Raw genomic sequence first — 18,854 nt, 5'->3', positions numbered from 1 at the left:
CTATTTTCCGTTGTACGCGTTCATTGTATTATTTATCCCAGCTTTCACAAACGAGGCTATGACCTCGCTGGCTTTGTCTAGTCGTTCTGGTAGTGCTGCATTCTCATCTGCCGTCCACTCACCTAGCACATAATCTACCTGTCTTCCTTTTGAAAACTGATCACTTATCCCAAAACGGAATCTATTATACTTAGTGGTATTGAGTTGTGCCTGCGTATCTTTGAGACCGTTGTGCCCTCCGTCTGAGCCTTTGGTTTTTACACGTATGGTTCCAAACTCTAGGTTAAGATCATCTGTGATAACTAGTAGGTTTTCTACAGGGACTTTTTCTTGTTGTAGCCAGTAGCGTATGGCTTTACCACTTAGATTCATAAAGGTATTAGGCTTCAGCAGTATAACTGTTTTACCTTTTACTCTAGTGCGTGCGATGTCACCTAGCTTTTCGGTTTCAAAGGTGGTTTCTTGCGCTTTCGCGAAAGCGTCTACTACTTTAAAACCTATATTGTGACGTGTGTTTTCATATTTGGGACCAATGTTACCCAAACCAACGATGAGAAATTTTTTCATAGGGTCTACTGCTGCTTCATCTTCTTTAGATTTATTAAAAAGTCTTCCAAAAAAAGCGAGCATAGTTAGGAGTTTTAATGGGTGTATCGTAGAGATTGTTACACAAAGTACCACTCATTTTAATACTGTATAAAAATAAAAAAAGCATCTCGAAGAACGAGATGCTTTTGTATTTATAATTTATGAGATAAATTAATCTTCCTTAACAGCAGCTACATCGCTAGTCTCTGTTGCAGGAACATCATCCTCATCCTCATCCTCATCGTCAACAACGGCAGTACGTGAAGTTCTCACTTGACATACAACTGTGTTGTCTGGGTGCATTATTGTAATGTTTTCTTGTGGAAGCTCTCCTATGTAAAGCTTGTTTCCAATCTTAAGGTTTGTAATATCTGCCTCAAGAAAATCTGGAAGATCTTTAGGAAGTGCTTTCACACGTAGTACACGGTTTGTTTTACGTAAAACACCACCATTACGAACACCTTTAGAGTTACCTGTAAAGTGTACTGGGATGTTCATAGTTACTTCTTTACCTTCAAAAATCTGGTAGAAGTCTATGTGTAAGATACGATCAGTTACCGGGTGAAACTGTATGTCTTGTAAGATAGCTTGTACGGTTACACCGTCTAGCTCTATCTCTACAGTGTGCGCGTCTGGAGTGTAAACCAAATTTTTAAACGCTAGTTCTGGTGCGCTGAAATGTATTGGCTCGTCCCCTCCGTATACTACGCAAGGTACCAGTCCAGCATTACGTAAGGCTTTTGTAGCTTTCTTGCCTACGCTTTCTCTTTTAGATCCTTGGATCGAAACTGATTTCATTGTTAAATAATTATAGTTAAAAAAATATATTACATAATAAACTTAGATGCGATACTTGTGTTACTGTTAACACGGTGCATTACATCTGCAAAAAGTGGGGCGCAAGTTAATACCTTTACCTTATCACTTTTATGGTCTCTCGGGATTGAATCTGTTACGATCAATTCTGCCAGTTGACTATTTTCTATTTTATCATAAGCGTTACCACTTAAGATGGCGTGTGTACATATTGCACGTACGCTTAATGCTCCTTTTTCCATCATTAGGTCTGCAGCCTTTGTAAGTGTTCCGGCAGTATCTACCATATCATCTACAAGTACTACGTGCTGTCCTTCTACACTACCTATGAGCTCCATATGTGAGATAACATTTGCCTTTGCACGTTGCTTGTAACAAATAACTACGTCACTCTCCATTGCTTTACTATATGCATAAGCTCTCTTACTACCTCCCATATCTGGAGATGCGATGGTAAGATTTTCTAATCCTAACCCTTTTAAATAAGGAAGGAAAATTGTACTTGCAAATAGATGATCTACTGGCTTCTCAAAAAATCCTTGTATTTGATCTGCGTGTAAATCCATTGTGATAATACGTGTAGCACCTGCTGTTTCTAGTAGGCTTGCCATAAGCTTTGCAGCAATAGGCACACGTGGCTTATCCTTACGATCTTGTCGCGCCCACCCAAAATAAGGTATCACGGCAGTAATGTGTCTTGCACTTGCACGCTTTGCAGCGTCTAGCATCAATAACATTTCCATCATATTATCTGATGATGGCATCGTACTCCCTATAATAAAAACACGTGATCCACGTACAGACTCTTCAAAAGAAGGCTGAAACTCACCGTCGCTATATGTTGATGTGATTACGTTTCCTAATGGTTGCCCAAAAGCTTTTGCAATCTTTTCAGCCAGTGGCTTGCTTTGTTGACAAGCAAAAATCTTCGGTTGCGGTGCGGTAGCAGTCATTTATAATGAGTTACGGTTGTTATGTTTCCTCTAAGGAGGTGCAAAAATAGTAATTAAAAATGAGTGCAGCAGTACAAAAAGCGTGCTTTTGTGGTGGGTAGATAAAAATATTCTTTAATTTTGTGCTCTCTAAACAACTCAAGCGGTTGTTTCCACTAGCCGAAATGGCGGAATTGGTAGACGCGCGCGACTCAAACTCGCGTTCCTTTGGAGTGTGGGTTCGATTCCCACTTTCGGTACAAGAAAGCCTTTATCTCACAGATAGGGGCTTTTTTATTGCTCCATATCTTTAAGTTGTATACTTAACGCCTTTGTAGACAACTGCACCTCTACAAGTGACAAAATAAGGGAGGTCATAAGAGCAACCAGACTTACAGCAAACACTAAGTTTGCCCAGAAGGTGACACCTATATAAATAAGAAACATCGTTATCACCGCTAGTAAAAAGCTTACAATCGCCACCGCCTGCATATTTTTAATGATAGATAGACGCTTTCTTAGCTTAGTTACTTGAAGCCGCACGTCTTCAGAGCCTGTCTCTTGGTAAGAGGCGTGCAAGTTTCTAATAAGTGCAGCAATAGCGAGATAGCGAGCGTTATATGCAAGCATTGTTAAAGAGATTGCAGGAAACAGAAGAGCCGGTATACTTAAGGTAAGATTCATATAGAAGTTGCTTATCGTAAAGCTACGAGATTGCACTACAACATAAAAACCCTAGACTTCTTAAAAATCTAGGGCTTTTAAAGCTAATTCAAATAATATATATCTAGTGACGGTCTGCAAATGTGAAAGCAGGATTTCTGAACTTTTTCATATGCAGTAATCTACCGTATCTTTCAAGATTGCGCTTTATATTTTCGGTTGCCTGGTCATAATTAGACGGGCGATTTTTTACTGATGTGTTCATACTGTTTTGCTTTTTGATTTACATAAGAGACACGTTCTTTTTTTGAATGTTACAAATCTGATGCCAAAAGTTATTTATGTAATAAAAAAGAAGCACCTACAGTCACTTGCCTTTCACAAACCATTAACTAGCAGTCACAAAACCAGGTTAATAAAGAAAAGAAAAGCTATGCGCCTTCCTATCTTTATGATAGAAGAAGAGCAACTTCTTCAAAACAATTGATAAAGAAAAGCTTATAACATAACACTACTATTATGAAAACCATCATATTATTACTTACAACAGTCATCTCTTTTACAATGCTCTCACCAGAGATTAGTATAGCCAAAAAAGAAGTACTTACAGAAACGCTCACTTTTGATGCTTACGAGGGAGGTTACTTCTTCTTTACAAACGAGCAACAAGAACCTCTCATTCTTGTGAGCGATTCACAAGCAAGCATCTCACTTAAAAAGCTACGGACAAATGAAGTAACAGGCGAGAAGTTTAAAGTTAAGTACAAGAGCACTGCGACAGAAGGTGAGACCTCAAACCAAGGACTGCTTCTACACGTGATACTTGACTAATACATCATCTCCCTTATCTTTACTAAAAACCCAACAAACTGTTGAAAAAGCCACTTCTAGAATTTACAGATAAGGGCATCTATTGCCCGCCCGCAAAGGTCTATCTGGACCCGTGGAAACCTGTAGATAAAGCCCTCATCACGCACGGCCACGCAGACCATAGTCGGTGGGGACATAAACAGTACATCACTCACGAGAGCAATGTGCCTATTATTTCTCATAGGTTGGGAGATATCAATGTTTCTGGGGTACGCTTTCGCGAAAGCGTAAACATCAACAATGTAAAATTTACCTTTCATCCCGCTGGTCACATTCCTGGGTCTAGTCAGATACGTGTAGAACACAAGGGCGAAGTGTGGGTATTTACAGGAGATTATAAGACTGAAGTAGATGGTATCTCTCAACCCTACGAACCCGTAAAATGCAACACTTTCATTACCGAATGTACCTTTGGACTCCCAGCATTCAAGTGGACTCCACAAGCCGAAGTAATGCACGACATAAATACTTGGTGGGCGCAAAACAAAGCCGACGGAAAGTGTTCTGTACTTTTTGCTTACAGCTTAGGTAAAGCACAACGATTATTAAAGCACCTTGACCCGAGTATAGGAAAGATACTCACACACGGCGCTATCGAAAAAATGACCGAAGTACTGCGCCCTATGATCGATATGCCAGCAACAGAATTAATCACTAGAGATACCAAAAAAGAAGATTTTAAAGGAAGTATCGTCCTAGCACCACCAGCCACTCACGGCAGTACGTGGATACGCAAGATGGTGCCATATGTAACTGCAAGTGCTAGCGGCTGGATGGCTTTTAGAGGAGCACGTAGACGTAGGGCAATAGACAAAGGTTTTGTATTAAGCGATCACTGTGACTGGCCTAGTTTACTAGAAAGTATAGAAGCTACAGGTGCAGAAAAAATTATCTGTACACACGGATATACAGATATATTCTCGCGCTATTTACGCGGTCTGGGTTATGATGCTCGTACAGAAGAAACGCAATATGAAGGCGAACTAGCAGAAGGAGATGCAAAAAAAGAGGAGGAGGAAACTAGCGTATGAAACTATTTGCAACACTCATAAAGACACTCGATTCCACAAATAAGACCAACGAAAAGGTTAAAGCACTTGCGCATTATTTTAAAGAAGCGCCAGATAAAGACAAGGTCTGGACGATTGCCATCTTATCGCACCGTCGCCCTCCAAGACCCGTAAACACAACCTTACTTAGGGAATGGGCGAGCGAACTATCAAACATCCCATTATGGCTTTTTGAAGAAAGTTATCACATCGTGGGCGACCTCGCAGAAACGATTGCACTTGTAGTTCCCGCAGCAACAGCATCTTCAGAGAAGTCGCTTACTCAGTTTCTGGAAGAGATGATTTCGCTTAAGCGAAAAACGGATGAAGAGAAAAAGGAATACCTATTTGATAACTGGGCAAATCTCAACTATTATGAACGTTTTGTATTTACAAAGCTTATTACCGGAGGATTTAGAATAGGCGTGAGTCAGAAGTTGATGACTCGTGCATTATCACAAGCAACAGATATTGAAGAAGACGTGCTTGCTTATAAACTAATGGGCGACTGGAAACCGCAGACGGTCACCTTTCACGATCTGGTTATCGAAGAAGATGCAAGTCAAGAATTTTCAAGGCCGTATCCATTTTACCTTGCCTATGCAGTTGAAAATGAACCTTCGTCGCTGGGTGATGTGACAGACTTTCTTGCCGAACATAAATGGGACGGTATACGCTCACAAACCATCTTTCGTAATGGAGAGATTTTTATCTGGAGTCGCGGTGAAGAGCTAGTGACAGATAAGTACCCAGAACTAGAGATTCTCAAAGAACACATACCAGACGGAACCGTCATCGATGGTGAGTTACTGCCTTTTTATGATGGGCAGATTGGTACATTTAATGATTTGCAAGCACGTATAGGGCGTAAGACGGTGAGCAAGAAAATGCTCAAAGAAGTGCCTGTGATTATCAAGGCTTATGACATTTTAGAATGGGAAGGAAAAGACTTGCGTGAGACCGCTTTCGCGAAAAGGAGAATAATACTCGAATCGTTATATCGCAATATCACAGATAAAGGTCTGCCTATAGGTATTTCTGAGACAATGGAGTTTGATAGTTGGGATGCGATGGCACAAGAAAGAGACCGCAGTAGAGAGATGCGCTCTGAAGGATTAATGATTAAGCGCAAAGACAGCCCCTATCGCGTAGGTAGAAAAAAAGGCGACTGGTGGAAATGGAAAGTAGATCCGCTCACCATTGATGCTGTGCTCACCTATGCAATGCGTGGTCACGGTAGACGAAGTAATTTATTTACAGATTACACCTTTGGTTTATGGAATGAAGATAAAACCGAGCTCGTTACTTTTGCAAAAGCCTACTCGGGTCTCACAGATGCCGAGTTTAGAAAAGTAGATAACTGGATTAAAAAAAACACGTTAGAACGTTTTGGCCCAGTGAGATCTGTAACGCCTCATCACGTGTTTGAGATTGCCTTTGAAGGTATAGCGTTATCCAAAAGACATAAAAGTGGTATAGCCACGCGTTTTCCAAGGATGCTACGCTGGCGACACGATAAGAAGATAGAAGATGCAAATACACTGGAGGATTTGAAAGGGATGATTCCTAAATAATATATTTATTGAATAATAAAGAACTACTCGATATCGCAAATAACTGGTTCCAGTCACAAGACTGGAACCCTTTTCCTTTTCAAAAACAAACGTGGAAGGCGTTTCTTGCGGGTAAAAATGGATTGCTTAATGCGCCTACGGGTAGTGGTAAGACGTATGCACTTTGGTTTCCGGTGGTTCTTAATTACATCAAACGAAATCCTGATTACAAAACCAAACATAAAAAAGGACTAAAGGCTATTTGGATCACTCCGCTGCGCTCGCTTTCTAATGAGATTGAACTTTCGGCTTCTCGTATCACACAAGATCTCGGCACACAGATGACGGTGGATATACGCAATGGAGATACTTCACAATCTGAGCGTGCTAAACAAAAACGTTCTATGCCAGACTTGCTCATCACCACACCCGAGAGCTTGATGCTTTTGATTGCTTCCAAAGGATATCAAAAGGTTTTTAAAAATTGTTCGGCTATAATTATTGATGAGTGGCACGAATTACTGGGCACAAAAAGAGGTGTACAAATGGAACTCGCCTTGAGCCGATTGAAAACTGTCGCTTCAGATATGCGTATCTGGGGAATTTCGGCAACGATAGGTAATCTTGAGCAAGCGCGAGAAGTACTGCTGGGTTATGAGAGTGACGCTTTTCGCGAAAGCGTAATTATCAAAGCAAACATCAACAAAAAAATTACTGTCAAGTCTATCATTCCAGACGAGATGGAAACCTTTCCTTGGCGTGGTCATTTGGGATTGCACTTGCTAGAGTACGTAGTGCCAATTATCAACAACAGCAAGACGACCTTACTGTTTACAAACACGCGCAGCCAGTGTGAAATCTGGTTTCAGCGTATTCTTGCGGCACATCCTGAGTATGCGGGAGAGATTGCAATGCACCACGGGAGTATTAATAAAGAGACGCGTACGTGGGTTGAGGGCGCCATTCGGAACGGCTCTCTCAAGGCGGTAGTTTGTACTTCTAGCCTTGATCTCGGAGTAGACTTTGCGCCTGTTGAAACCATCATCCAAATAGGCGGCCCGAAGGGTGTCGCTCGCTTTTTGCAACGTGCTGGGCGATCTGGTCACAGCCCTGGCAAGGAGAGTGTGATTTACTTTTTGCCTACACACGCCATTGAACTGGTAGAAGCCTCTGCCTTGCAACGCGCTGTAAAGGAAAACACGGTAGAAGATAGAATTCCGTATCTCAATAGTTTTGACGTACTCGTACAATATCTCGTGACGCTAGCCGTGTCTGATGGATTTTTACCCGAAGATATATGGCCCGAGATACAGACTACGTTTTGCTTTCAAGCAATGACAAAAGAGCAATGGGAATGGTGCCTTAATTTTATGACAATGGGTGCGCAATCCCTGCAAGCTTATGATGAGTACAAGAAGGTTGAGATTCTTGAGGACGGCAAATTTAAAGTGAATTCTCGTATGGTGGCAATGCGTCATCGCCTGCAAATAGGGACGATTGTGAGCGATGCAAATCTTGTAGTCAAATATCATAAAGGCGGTTACATAGGCACTATTGAGGAGTTTTTCATCAGTAAGTTAACGCGTGGTGATGTGTTTACTTTTGCAGGTCGCAACCTCGAGTTTATCCGTATTAAAAATATGGAAGTACACGTGCGTAACAGCTCAAAGAAAACTAATAAAGTCCCCTCGTGGATGGGCGGTAGGCTCACTTTAAGCAGCCAGATGTCGCAGCTGCTACGAGAGGAACTTTATACTGGGAATTCGCTTTCGCGAAAGCGGTCTCTAGAGATTAATGCGCTAGAGCACATTTTTAGACAGCAAAAGGTAGAGAGCATCATCCCAAGTGATGAGCAACTGCTCATTGAGACCTTTAAAACACGCGATGGTTATCATCACGTTTTTTACCCTTTTGAAGGTCGTTTTGTGCACGAGGCTATGGGAAGTTTACTTGGGTATCGCCTTAGTTTGCTAGACCCTATCACCTTCTCTCTCGCCTTTAACGACTACGGTTTTGAGCTACTTTCAGACCAACCTATAGACATACAGCAGCTACTAGATAACGACCTATTTACGACGGCATATATGCACGCCGACTTGCAAAACAGCCTCAATGCTACAGAGATGGCTAGGCGAAAATTTAGAGACATCGCAGTGATCTCTGGGCTTGTTTTTACAGGCTTCCCAAACAAGCAAATCAAGCAAAAACACCTACAAAGTAGTAGTCAGCTGTTTTTTGATGTGTTCCGTGATTATGAGGCCGATAATTTATTATTTCAGCAAGCATTTACAGAGACTTTTGAGCATCAACTAGAAGAAGGTCGATTGCAGCAAGCGCTTGAGCGTATAGAGACGCAAGAAATTGTCTGGATGGATTGCGAGCAACCTACGCCTTTATCTTTTCCAATAATTACAGACCGCTTACGCGAAAAATTGAGCAGCGAAAAACTAGCCGACAGGATCAAGAAAATGACTGCAAAGTTGATGCGGAAAAAGAAATAATAGCCTTATGAAAGATTGTACTAGAAGTAAATATCTTGTGCTGTTCTAAAAGTATTTGCGTGTGCGTCAATTATCACTTTTATGTCTGGAGAATAGCCACCGCCCATACTACATTGTACGGGAATTTTTAAATCGTGACAGGTTTGCAAAACAAACCGATCGCGCTCTTTACAGCCATCTATGCTACACCCCAATTTACCCAATTTATCACTCGCCAAAATATCGACTCCGCATAGGTAGAAGATAAAATCTGGTTGTTGTTCTTTAATCAGAGTTGGTAATGTTTTTTTGAGTATAGTGAGGTACTCCGCATCGCCTGTATCGGTCTCTAATGCAATATCAAAATCTGAGATTTCTTTTCTAAAAGGATAGTTTGCCTTACCGTGCATAGAAAACGTAAACACCGAATCGTCACCCGCAAAAATCTCTGCCGTTCCGTTACCTTGATGAACATCGAGGTCTACAATAAGAATCTTTTTTGCAAACTCATTTGCTTGTAAATACCGCGCAGCAATCGCCTGATCATTGAGAAGACAAAACGCCTCTCCGTGATCTGTATAAGCGTGGTGTGTACCGCCAGCAATATTCATTGCAATACCATTTTCTAGCGCGTAGTGACACCCATCAATGGTGCCTTGAGTGATGATTAATTCGCGATCAACAAGTTCTTGTGAGAGCGGAAAACCCGTTTTTCGCTGTGCTCTTGGGTCAATATTAAGTGCTTTGAGATTATCTACATATTCTGTAGTATGACATCGTACTATATGCTCGTGAGCTACCTGTGCAGGCTCAAAAAAGTTATCCTCTTTACACGTCCCTTCATACACTAACTGCTTAGGAAGCAAATCATACTTCTCCATTGGGAAGCGGTGACCTTCTGGAAGTGGGTGTTTGTAGATGGGGTGGTGGGCGATTTTGAGCATCTCCTGCAGATCCGGTTTAGGCAAATTAGGTTTTAGTAAACTTTAATCTGAATTGATTTAAAACAGTCTACGACTATTTATTTTCAAACTTATAAAGTGTGTATAATTTCTTATTGGTCTCATAATTTCCAAAAAGTACAAAGTCTTCGACGAGATATACGTCATCTGCTCTTTTAAGCCAATCCTCAGAAAGAATTTCTATTTCGTCAAATACATTGAAAGGCAACTCACCTTCTATATGTTGAAACTCGATATCAAAAAGACTTTCAATACGAGTGGAACCAGTAGATCCATAAGACCCATAGGCAAGAGACGCAGGATTAAAGCTCATTACAACTCCTCCAGCAGAAGCAATAGCGATACCACCCATAGCTCCCATCATACCAAAACCACCCCCACCGCCTTGAGAACGTACACCGCCTATAATCGCCCTATATCCATTATTTGATTTAAAAAGGGCAATACCGTTCTTATCTGATGCTATTTTCCTCAAAAATTTAGAAGCTTTTTCAAGTTTTCTAGTGGAGCCAAAATTATAAACAGAACCTTCTTGTAAAATTGGCCCGTTTTTAAAGGTTATCTCTTCATCTTTAGATAGACTATACTCATTGAATACTTCTTGTGTTTCTAAATCTTTAAAAACAAGGTTCATATTTTTACGATTTGAAACAATTTGCGCGAGGATATTGCCAGAAATAAAAGAGTTTGTTTTTACAGAATTAGCGTCACCAATTACAGCTTTTCTTACGATTGTTACCTTAGGTAAGAGGTCAGGTAGTTGGAAGTCAAGGATGGCAGTATATTGATGATTTTCGTCTAGTGTCCAGTAAAAGCCATTCTCGTGAGCAAACATTTTATTTTGTTCAGTCGCAACATCGAGTGTATTAGGAAGTTTATTTTCTACTTTACTTACATTTATAAAGCTGTCCATCCCACCGCCTTCTTCGATCAATTTATAAAGATTGAATGTTCTTAATTTATTGCGCTTCATTTCATCTTCCAGAGTCATTTCTTCTGAAGTAACTTTACCATCAAGTGTGAATGTCCATTTATTTAAGATACTGGTATTCTTAAAAATGCTAAATACATAGCATATCCCGTCGCGATTATACGATTGAAGATATTTTTGGTCAGACATATCCAAGTCATACTCCATCTCCTCAGTTTTCTCATTGTCAAAATCATAGAGTATGCTTGCAAATTTATTTCCTCTGGTATTTTTCTGGATGAGACGCACTTTACCTCCTGCCGAGGCTTGACCAATAATTTCTTTATACTTTCTTTTTACGCCTTTAGACGTTAATTGGGCAATTTGCTTAAGATCCTCATCATATTGAAAGCCATAGGTTGTTTTTGGCTCTTCCATAAAGAGTGATAGAACTCCTGATTCATCATTTTTTATGAGATGAACATTATTCATAAATCCAGAAGTGGTTTTAACACCATCAAGTGATATTTCAAGGTATTTTTCTTGAGCAAATGAAGAAAAGCAGAGCATACAAAGAACTGCGGAGAAAATTTTGTTCATAAAGAGCGGTTTTTATGTTTTAATATTTCTAATTGATAATTTTATTTTTCCAATTTGAGTTGTATCCGCTTCCGCGATATATCGACTTCCAGCACCTTTACAATCACCTGTTGTTGTAAACTCACGTGTGAATTAACGTCAGACACAAATCCATCGGCTAGATTTGAAATGTGAATGAGACCACTTTCTTTAATGCCTATATCTACAAAGGCTCCAAAAGCAGTTACATTATTTACAATCCCCGGTAATAATTGTCCAGATTGTACATCTTCTATCGTTCGAATATTTTGATTGAAGGTAAATACTTTTGCTTTTTCTCGTATATCAAGACCCGGTTTTTCGAGTTCGCTTACGATGTCTGTGAGTGTTGGGAGCCCTACCTCATTGGTCACATATCTCTCAAGGTCTACAGACTTCAAAAGGGTTGTGTTTCCTATCATTGCGGCGACAGATACTTTTTGATCTTTGGCTATGCTTGCAACCAACTTATATCTTTCTGGATGTACAGACGAATTATCCAGCGGATTTTCGGCACCTGTGATTCTTAAAAAGCCTGCGGCTTGTACAAATGCTTTTCCTCCCAAACGTGGTACCTTTTTAATCTCCTGACGTGTTTTGAAGGGTCCTTCGCTTTCGCGAAAGCGTACTACACCTTCAGCCAGTTTTGGTCCAATACCTGACACATAGCTCAACAGCGGAGCACTTGCTGTATTTATATTCACACCCACGGCATTTACACAGTTTTCTACCGTCTGATCTAGTGATTTTTGAAGTGCAGTCTGGTCTACATCGTGCTGATATTGCCCTACGCCAATTGACTTTGCATCTATCTTCACCAGCTCTGCCAACGGATCTTGCAACCTACGACCGATAGAAACCGCGCCACGAACTGTCACATCATAATTAGGGAACTCATCACGGGCAATCTTGCTTGCACTGTAAATAGAAGCTCCTGCCTCGCTCACTACAAAAACCTCCATCGCATTCTTAAAATGGATGCGCTTTACGAGTCTTTCGGTCTCGCGGGAAGCGGTACCATTCCCGATGGCGATTGCTTCAATTTTATAAGCATCTGTAAGACTTGAGATCTTTTTTATAGCGCCTTTGTCATCGTTTTTTGGAGCGTGTGGATAGATGGTTTCATTATGTAACAACTGTCCCTGTGCATCTAGGCACACCAGTTTACAACCTGTTCTAAAACCTGGGTCTAGCGCAAGAATACGCTTCTCACCTAGCGGCGAACCAAGGAGTAATTGCTTTAAGTTTTTTGCAAAAACCTGAATAGCAGTTTCGTCAGCTGTTTTCTTTGCTTCAGATAGCGTTTCATTTGAAAGTGCAGGGAATAATAATCGCTTGTAAGCATCTTTTATAGCAAGCTCAATTTGTGTGGCGCTGTCGCCACGAGAGCGTATGAGTCTGCTTTCTATTTTATCAAGCGCTCGCTCATCGTCAATGACAACTTTCACACGGATGTAACCTTCATTTTCGGCTCTTAAAATGGCAAGTAGTCTGTGTGACGGACAGCGACTTAAAGACTCAGACCAATCAAAATAATCACGGAATTTCTGAGCTTTCTCATCGTTTGCCATTTTTTTAACCACCTTCGTCTCTATGGTGGCAAAACGTTTTAACTGCTCACGTATATTATTACGTATATCTGCACGCTCGTTAATCCACTCGGCTATAATGTGACGTGCTCCTTCTAGTGCACTTTGTGCATCTAGTACTTCGCTATTGGTATATCGATGCGCTAGTCCTTCTGGGTCTTGCGCATTTTGAGACATAATGATTTTGGCTAGTGGTTCTAGTCCGTTTACACGTGCTGTCTCGGCCTTCGTTTTACGCTTTTTCTTGTAAGGCAAATACAAGTCTTCTAGGGTAGTAAGATCTTGCGTTTTTTCAATCTTATCTTGGAGTTCGCTGCTAAGGACGTCTTGCTCTTCTAGTGATTTAAGAATTGATTTTTTACGCTTTTCTAAAGTCTCAAACTGCTCTTTAAGCTCGATAATCTTCCCAATCTCTACCTCATCTAGCCCACCCGTCGCTTCCTTACGGTAGCGCGCTATAAATGGGAGTGTGCAGTCTTCAGAAAGAAGTTGTAAAGTTGCTTTTACTACTTTTTCTGGAAGTTTCGATTGTTGAATTATGAATTGAAATTTACTCATTACTGCTGGACTTAGAATACGAACTTTACCACTTACACTTCTATTTTAAAAAATAAATCACTTCAAAACATCTAAAAATCAAAACTGGTTACAACAAGTTTTTTCGATTCATTATCTAACCAGCCGTAAAAAATCTCCCTATCTTTTGCAAATAGTAATGACCCTTCTTGATCGCTCCGTTCATCTATGAATTTTTTAATTTTTTCAAAAACATCGACATTCGCCGACTGCTCTAGAAAATTTAAATCACCGTCCAGAAATACTTCTGCATAAAGGGATTTCGTAGTCAGCCAACTATTAAAAGTAACATCTAGTAAGCTACCAGAAGAGGAAAAGCCTCGGCTAGTATTAGATATGCTCGCATTTGTTATGAAACCCTTTGGATCAATACCGCCTATTTTTATTTCAAAAACACCTTTATTTTCGAATACACTTATTCCATTTTTTATTGCCGATATTTTTTTTAGAAATTTCGGAAAAGATTTAATTGATTCTTTGATTCTTCCACTGGAATCGTAAGCATCTTCAAACATAAACTTTTCAATGGGTTTCAAATCATCGCCTATACCAAACTTAACTTTTTTGAGATCTGCACCTGTTTTTAAGTCCTTCACTGAAACCACAAACTCCTCTTTTGACGAATTAAATTGGAAAAGCCTGTCTCCAGAAATAAAGGAGTTACTTTTTGAGAAAATATCATCCTCTTTTAACTTAGGCTTTTCAATCATTCGAATATTGCATTCAAGGGCAGAAAAGTTTAAATCAATCAAATAAGTGTAGTTTTTATTTTTATCTAAACTTATAACAAATCCATTCTCATTCGAATAAAGTTTATTAGTAAGAGAAGCAATTGCAATAGCATTTGGCACATTGCTGTTTATAGGTCTTACTTTTACATAAGAGCTATTAAAAGAGCTAAAGTCTGATGCATTTGACATTATGTTGTAAAGTCTTGTTTTAGTACCTCTATCATTTTGAAAATCTCCTTCTAACTCAAAAGACTGAGCAATAAATTCTCCGCTTGAGTCAGACCTATAAATCTTCAATAAATTACTATTCTTTTTAATGGTGACGAGAAAGAACTTATCCTTTTGAGAATATGAACCTATATAGTCTTCGTTCTTAAAAATTTGCTCTGATTCATACTGAGAAGTTATGCCTCGTTCAAAATCATAGAGTACACTTGCTATATTGAACTTTTTAGAACTTTTATAATAGATCCTTGCTTTCTTTTCTTCAATGGTGTGCCCTATAATTTTTGTATATTTCCTAGGTAAATTTATACTCGATATTGAAGTTAATAAGTTGGATTTTTCATCTAATAAAATTCCATCACTAGTCTTCCCTTTATTTAAGACTAGAACCGCTCCATCATCCTGATCAATGTAGTGAGAATTTTCGATATTAACTTTCTCCACATCATCTTCCAAAGGAATTTCAAATAGAACTTCCTGACCAACACAGAAATTGGATACTAGTATAAATAAAATTAGTATCAAATTGATCTTCAAGTCTTTATAAGTAATACATCCCATAATTAATTTTTAAATACTCGTATTTCTAGTCTTTTAGTGTCGGGATTTATACGACTCAAATAAAACTCTCTATTGATGATATTTAGAACTTCTAAACCATTGTAATTATTTGTATTGAGATAATTTCTAATCCTTTTTAACAAACCACTTTCTTCGCGTGCCTCAGATATGTGATTAAAAGATGGATCTAAAACCATTTTAGAATATACTCTTTCTATTCTTGAAAAGTCTAAAAAATCATTATCAAAAGTATTGGACTTAGGTATTTTTCTTATTGTTGCTCCAAAACCCAAACCAGTAGGTACAGTTATACATTCCATTCTGTATTCTCCAGAATCACCTTTTAAGGACCCAATAGAAGCTGTGTAATTATCACCACTACGCTCAACATAAATTGCGGGTTTAGAATTGACAATTTCTTTTAAATATTCTTTTCTTGAAATAATCTCCTGCTGATTTTTATTTCTCTTATTCTTACTAATTAATTGTACATTATTAAAAAATATATCCTTTGTTTTATAAGTTCCTATCTTTTGAGAATTTGTGAGATTAACTATTGAAAAATTAATTTCTTTAAATGAAGATTTGATAAATAGATTATTTTCAAATAGAAAAGAGTTTGAATCCGTGAATGAAGATTCTTCATTGAGACTATTTTTTGATATTATCTTATAACTAGTCTTTTCTTTCTCTTTATTTAATTCGAGTATGTATGTGAAATTTGTTGAATTATCAACAGTAATTATTAATGTGCCATTTTTTCTATAAATTTTTACTTTGTCATTAGATGACCGCATCGACATAGGGTAATCTTGACTTATTATATCTGTTTGAAAGGTTCCAGCACCAGCTTTAATGAACTGGTATAAGTTACTAATAGAACGAAGTCCTTCGGAAAAATCAATCGATGAGAAATCGTAATAATTCGATTCTTGTGTTCCATCAGTATTTAGCTTGTGCAAGATAAGTGTTGAAGAATTCTTTTTAATTGTTAAAATGTAGTGCGAGTGATCGTTAGAAAAGCTGTTAAGTATTACTTCAGATTTTAATCTTAGGTCAAATTGCTCTAGTGATACATTTTGATCATTAAAATTAAAGTACAAATAAAACCATTTTTCGTTATAAGAATTTAAAAATAAAGTATGTCCGTTTTTATGGGGTGCGTGACCCACAATTTGTCCATACTTATTCTTAAGCTTCTCATAAACAAATGGTTTTCCAAATGCAGTTGAAGTTAATTCATAGTTATACGCAAATAGGTCATTTTTAATTAGAAAAATACTCACTAAACTAGAGTCCTTTTTAATATTGTAAGTATCGAAATAGCGAACATCATCTATTTCAAAATCATTTATATCAAGCGTGTTTATAATTTCTTGAGATTGTACTAAACTTGAAATTAAAAGGACAAACGTGAGAATTATTTTTTTCATAATCTGATTTATCAAGACCTCCTAACTTATCATATTCCCATTCCCAACTCCGCCAGAATTGTCAGGATTCACAAACACTAACTTCCCACTAGTATCCTCTGTCATTAAAATCATCCCTTGACTCTCTACGCCACGTAGTGCTCTAGGAGCTAGGTTTACGAGTACGGTTACTTGTTTCCCTATTACTTCTTCTGGAGTAAAGCTTTCTGCGATACCAGAAACGATGGTACGCACATCAATACCTGTATCTACTTTTAAGATGAGGAGTTTCTTCGTTTTCTTCATCTTCTCTGCTTCGATAATGGTACCTACTCGCATATCGAGTTTTGTAAAATCGTCAAAGGTAATTGTGTCCTTTTGTGGCTCTACGACTGCGTTTTCGGCAGCGGCTTCTGCTTCATTTGCAGCTTTGCTTGCTTCTAGCTTATCTAGCTGTACTTGTATCTGACTATCTTCTATTTTTGAGAAGAGTAATTGAGATTTATTAATGGTATGACCTGCAGATAAAGGCATCTCACTTGTAGTTTTACGTACATTCATAGATACCTCATCTCCTTCGATGCTGTCGAAAGGTTCTTCTGACTTTTTATAAAGGTTTAAATCTTTATCAAGATTTAAAATCCCTTTAAGCTTTGAACTCGTAAAAGGTAAGAAAGGCTCACTAAGACTTGCTAGTGCAGCTGCAATTTGTAAGGCTACATACATTACTGTTTTAGTGCGTTCTACATCTGTTTTGATTGTCTTCCACGGCTCTTCGTCTGCTAAGTATTTGTTTCCTAGACGAGCGAGGTTCATAAATTCTGTTTGACTTTCGCGAAAGCGGTATTTTTCTATACTGCTACCTATCACTGCTGGATATGCAGCCATCTCTGCAAGAGTCTGTTTATCAAGCTCATTAAGTACTCCTGGGGTAGGGACAACACCATCATAATATTTGTGCGTAAGTACGGTAACTCTGTTAATGAAGTTTCCGAAAATTGCTACGAGTTCGCTATTATTTCTAGTCTGGAAATCCTTCCAAGTAAAGTCGTTGTCCTTAGATTCTGGTGCGTTTGCAGTAAGTACATAACGCAACACATCCTGCTGATCTGGAAATTCTTCAAGATACTCGTGTAACCATACTGCCCAGTTTTTTGAAGTAGAAAGCTTGCGCCCTTCAAGATTCAAGAACTCGTTTGCAGGCACGTTATCTGGTAAAATATACTCGCCGTGACCTTTGAGCATCGCCGGGAAAATCAAACAGTGAAAAACGATATTATCCTTCCCAATAAAGTGAAGTAGCTTTGTGTTTTCATCCTTCCAGTACGGCTCCCAGTCTTTGCCTTCACGTGCTGCCCACTCCTTTGTAGAAGAGATGTAACCTATAGGCGCATCAAACCAAACGTACAATACCTTGCCCTCTGCTCCTTCTACGGGTACTGGAATTCCCCAGTCTAGATCACGAGTTACGGCACGTGGACGTAGTCCATCATCTATCCAAGATTTACACTGCCCGTACACATTAGTTTTCCAGTCTTTTTTATGTCCTTTTATGATCCACTCCTTAAAGAAGTCATTGTATTGATCTAGTGGTAAAAACCAGTGCTTTGTTTCCTTAAGTGTAGGTACAGCTCCTGTTATGGCACTCTTTGGGTTGATAAGATCTGTTGCGTTGTGGGAGGTACCACAGTTTTCACACTGGTCTCCGTAAGCCTCCTCATAACCGCACTTAGGGCAAGTACCCGTCACAAAACGGTCTGCAAGAAACTGGTTTGCCTCTGCATCATACAGTTGCTCGTTTGTTTCTTCTATAAACTTATCTTGGTCGTACATATTCTTAAAAAACTCAGATGCTGTATCGTGGTGAATTTTTGCAGAGGTACGTGAGTAGTTATCAAAGGTGATCCCAAAATCTTCAAAAGATTTTTTGATTATCGCATTGTACTTATCTACCACATCTTGAGGAGTTACACCCTCTTTTTTTGCTTTGATGGTGATAGGCACACCGTGCTCATCACTTCCACATATAAAAGCAACATCTGCTCCTTGCATACGCTGGTAACGCGCATAAATATCTGCCGGAACATACACTCCTGCAAGGTGGCCTATGTGTATAGGTCCGTTAGTATACGGCAATGCCGCTGTAATTGTATATCGTTGTGGATTCTGAGACATATTGTGTTCTTTAAGAAGCGACAAAAATAAAGAAAAACAAGCTAGTACCTACAGCTTTTACAAGCCAGGTAACAATAGCTGCAACTTGAGATGATGCAAAGTAGAGAGGGATTTATTACGCTTTCGCGAATGCGGACTCACAAC

15 protein-coding genes and 1 tRNA gene are annotated in these 18,854 nt (G+C 39.0%); 5 read left to right on the top strand and 11 right to left on the bottom strand.

What is annotated here, in order from left to right; translation table 11 throughout:
• The 3 genes from pth to ACFO5T_RS02855 form a co-directional block, all read right to left on the bottom strand.
• Positions 1-630 carry an aminoacyl-tRNA hydrolase gene (gene pth, locus ACFO5T_RS02865; RefSeq protein WP_298349358.1) on the bottom strand — a complete coding sequence of 210 codons (630 nt, stop codon included), beginning with the start codon at positions 628-630 and terminating at the stop codon, positions 1-3.
• Between the two features lie 129 nt (positions 631-759).
• The gene (locus ACFO5T_RS02860) at positions 760-1,386 is read right to left on the bottom strand and encodes a 50S ribosomal protein L25/general stress protein Ctc (RefSeq protein WP_038597859.1); all 627 of its coding nucleotides are present in this window, start codon (positions 1,384-1,386) and stop codon (positions 760-762) included.
• Positions 1,387-1,415: 29 nt separating this feature from the next.
• Entirely contained in the window at positions 1,416-2,357 is a 942-nt protein-coding gene (locus ACFO5T_RS02855) for a ribose-phosphate pyrophosphokinase (RefSeq protein WP_038597861.1), read from the bottom strand.
• A 158-nt stretch (positions 2,358-2,515) separates the two neighbouring features.
• Between ACFO5T_RS02855 and ACFO5T_RS02850 the strand changes: the two genes are divergently transcribed.
• Positions 2,516-2,596: transfer RNA gene (locus tag ACFO5T_RS02850), tRNA-Leu, on the top strand.
• A 34-nt stretch (positions 2,597-2,630) separates the two neighbouring features.
• On the opposite strand, the gene ACFO5T_RS02845 is transcribed toward ACFO5T_RS02850, so the two are convergent.
• Together ACFO5T_RS02845 and ACFO5T_RS02840 are read right to left on the bottom strand one after the other, a co-directional pair.
• The gene (locus ACFO5T_RS02845; protein WP_038597911.1) at positions 2,631-3,020 is read right to left on the bottom strand and encodes a DUF2721 domain-containing protein; all 390 of its coding nucleotides are present in this window, start codon (positions 3,018-3,020) and stop codon (positions 2,631-2,633) included.
• A 103-nt stretch (positions 3,021-3,123) separates the two neighbouring features.
• Positions 3,124-3,264 carry a hypothetical protein gene (locus ACFO5T_RS02840; protein WP_157496174.1) on the bottom strand — a complete coding sequence of 47 codons (141 nt, stop codon included), beginning with the start codon at positions 3,262-3,264 and terminating at the stop codon, positions 3,124-3,126.
• 254 nt (positions 3,265-3,518) lie between these two features.
• Here ACFO5T_RS02840 and ACFO5T_RS02835 point away from each other — a divergent pair, with 254 nt between their 5' ends.
• Genes ACFO5T_RS02835 through ACFO5T_RS02820 form a run of 4 tightly spaced genes read left to right on the top strand, consistent with a single transcriptional unit; the run spans position 3,519 to position 8,972 of the window.
• Entirely contained in the window at positions 3,519-3,830 is a 312-nt protein-coding gene (locus ACFO5T_RS02835; protein WP_380031870.1) for a hypothetical protein, read from the top strand.
• 41 nt (positions 3,831-3,871) lie between these two features.
• A complete protein-coding gene (locus tag ACFO5T_RS02830) occupies positions 3,872-4,900 on the top strand; it encodes a ligase-associated DNA damage response exonuclease (RefSeq protein ID WP_380031868.1) in 1,029 nt (342 codons plus the stop codon).
• Positions 4,897-6,492: an ATP-dependent DNA ligase gene (locus ACFO5T_RS02825; protein ID WP_375252612.1), complete on the top strand. Its 1,596-nt coding sequence runs from the start codon at positions 4,897-4,899 to the stop codon at positions 6,490-6,492. The genes ACFO5T_RS02830 and ACFO5T_RS02825 overlap by 4 nt, the downstream gene beginning before the upstream one ends.
• 8 nt (positions 6,493-6,500) lie before the next feature.
• On the top strand, positions 6,501-8,972 hold the full coding sequence (locus tag ACFO5T_RS02820) for a ligase-associated DNA damage response DEXH box helicase (RefSeq protein ID WP_380031866.1): 2,472 nt from the start codon (positions 6,501-6,503) through the stop codon (positions 8,970-8,972).
• A gap of 20 nt (positions 8,973-8,992) precedes the next feature.
• Here ACFO5T_RS02820 and ACFO5T_RS02815 read toward each other — a convergent pair whose 3' ends face one another.
• The 6 genes from ACFO5T_RS02815 to metG all read right to left on the bottom strand — a co-directional run bounded on the left by ACFO5T_RS02815 (position 8,993) and on the right by metG (position 18,710).
• Complete coding sequence (locus ACFO5T_RS02815) at positions 8,993-9,895, bottom strand: histone deacetylase family protein (RefSeq protein ID WP_380032200.1); 903 nt, start codon at positions 9,893-9,895, stop codon at positions 8,993-8,995.
• A gap of 73 nt (positions 9,896-9,968) precedes the next feature.
• Positions 9,969-11,423, bottom strand: a complete 1,455-nt coding sequence (locus ACFO5T_RS02810; RefSeq protein ID WP_380031864.1) for a hypothetical protein — start codon at positions 11,421-11,423, stop codon at positions 9,969-9,971.
• Positions 11,424-11,464: 41 nt separating this feature from the next.
• The gene (locus tag ACFO5T_RS02805) at positions 11,465-13,588 is read right to left on the bottom strand and encodes a Tex family protein (protein WP_380031862.1); all 2,124 of its coding nucleotides are present in this window, start codon (positions 13,586-13,588) and stop codon (positions 11,465-11,467) included.
• 71 nt (positions 13,589-13,659) lie between these two features.
• Positions 13,660-15,123 (bottom strand): hypothetical protein, encoded by a 1,464-nt coding sequence (locus ACFO5T_RS02800; RefSeq protein WP_380031860.1) that lies wholly within the window; start codon positions 15,121-15,123, stop codon positions 13,660-13,662.
• 2 nt (positions 15,124-15,125) lie between these two features.
• Positions 15,126-16,556 carry a hypothetical protein gene (locus ACFO5T_RS02795; RefSeq protein WP_380031858.1) on the bottom strand — a complete coding sequence of 477 codons (1,431 nt, stop codon included), beginning with the start codon at positions 16,554-16,556 and terminating at the stop codon, positions 15,126-15,128.
• Positions 16,557-16,577: 21 nt separating this feature from the next.
• Entirely contained in the window at positions 16,578-18,710 is a 2,133-nt protein-coding gene (gene metG, locus ACFO5T_RS02790) for a methionine--tRNA ligase (RefSeq protein WP_380031856.1), read from the bottom strand.
• Positions 18,711-18,854: the final 144 nt, after the last annotated feature.

The sequence above is a fragment of the Dokdonia genika genome, from assembly GCF_042652845.1.
GTDB lineage: Bacteria > Bacteroidota > Bacteroidia > Flavobacteriales > Flavobacteriaceae > Dokdonia > Dokdonia donghaensis.
Note: the sequence above shows the minus strand (reverse complement) of the source record. Positions and strands in the feature narration are given on the sequence as shown.

Bases quoted from the DNA above. Each gene is read 5' to 3' on its own strand.
- pth (WP_298349358.1), bottom strand. From the start codon at position 630: ATGCTCGCTTTTTTTGGAAGACTTTTTAATAAATCTAAAGAAGATGAA.
- ACFO5T_RS02860 (WP_038597859.1), bottom strand. From the start codon at position 1,386: ATGAAATCAGTTTCGATCCAAGGATCTAAAAGAGAAAGCGTAGGCAAG.
- ACFO5T_RS02855 (WP_038597861.1), bottom strand. From the start codon at position 2,357: ATGACTGCTACCGCACCGCAACCGAAGATTTTTGCTTGTCAACAAAGC.
- ACFO5T_RS02845 (WP_038597911.1), bottom strand. From the start codon at position 3,020: ATGAATCTTACCTTAAGTATACCGGCTCTTCTGTTTCCTGCAATCTCT.
- ACFO5T_RS02840 (WP_157496174.1), bottom strand. From the start codon at position 3,264: ATGAACACATCAGTAAAAAATCGCCCGTCTAATTATGACCAGGCAACC.
- ACFO5T_RS02835 (WP_380031870.1), top strand. From the start codon at position 3,519: ATGAAAACCATCATATTATTACTTACAACAGTCATCTCTTTTACAATG.
- ACFO5T_RS02825 (WP_375252612.1), top strand. From the start codon at position 4,897: ATGAAACTATTTGCAACACTCATAAAGACACTCGATTCCACAAATAAG.
- ACFO5T_RS02815 (WP_380032200.1), bottom strand. From the start codon at position 9,895: ATGCTCAAAATCGCCCACCACCCCATCTACAAACACCCACTTCCAGAA.
- ACFO5T_RS02810 (WP_380031864.1), bottom strand. From the start codon at position 11,423: ATGAACAAAATTTTCTCCGCAGTTCTTTGTATGCTCTGCTTTTCTTCA.
- ACFO5T_RS02805 (WP_380031862.1), bottom strand. From the start codon at position 13,588: ATGAGTAAATTTCAATTCATAATTCAACAATCGAAACTTCCAGAAAAA.
- ACFO5T_RS02800 (WP_380031860.1), bottom strand. From the start codon at position 15,123: ATGGGATGTATTACTTATAAAGACTTGAAGATCAATTTGATACTAATT.
- ACFO5T_RS02795 (WP_380031858.1), bottom strand. From the start codon at position 16,556: ATGAAAAAAATAATTCTCACGTTTGTCCTTTTAATTTCAAGTTTAGTA.
- metG (WP_380031856.1), bottom strand. From the start codon at position 18,710: ATGTCTCAGAATCCACAACGATATACAATTACAGCGGCATTGCCGTAT.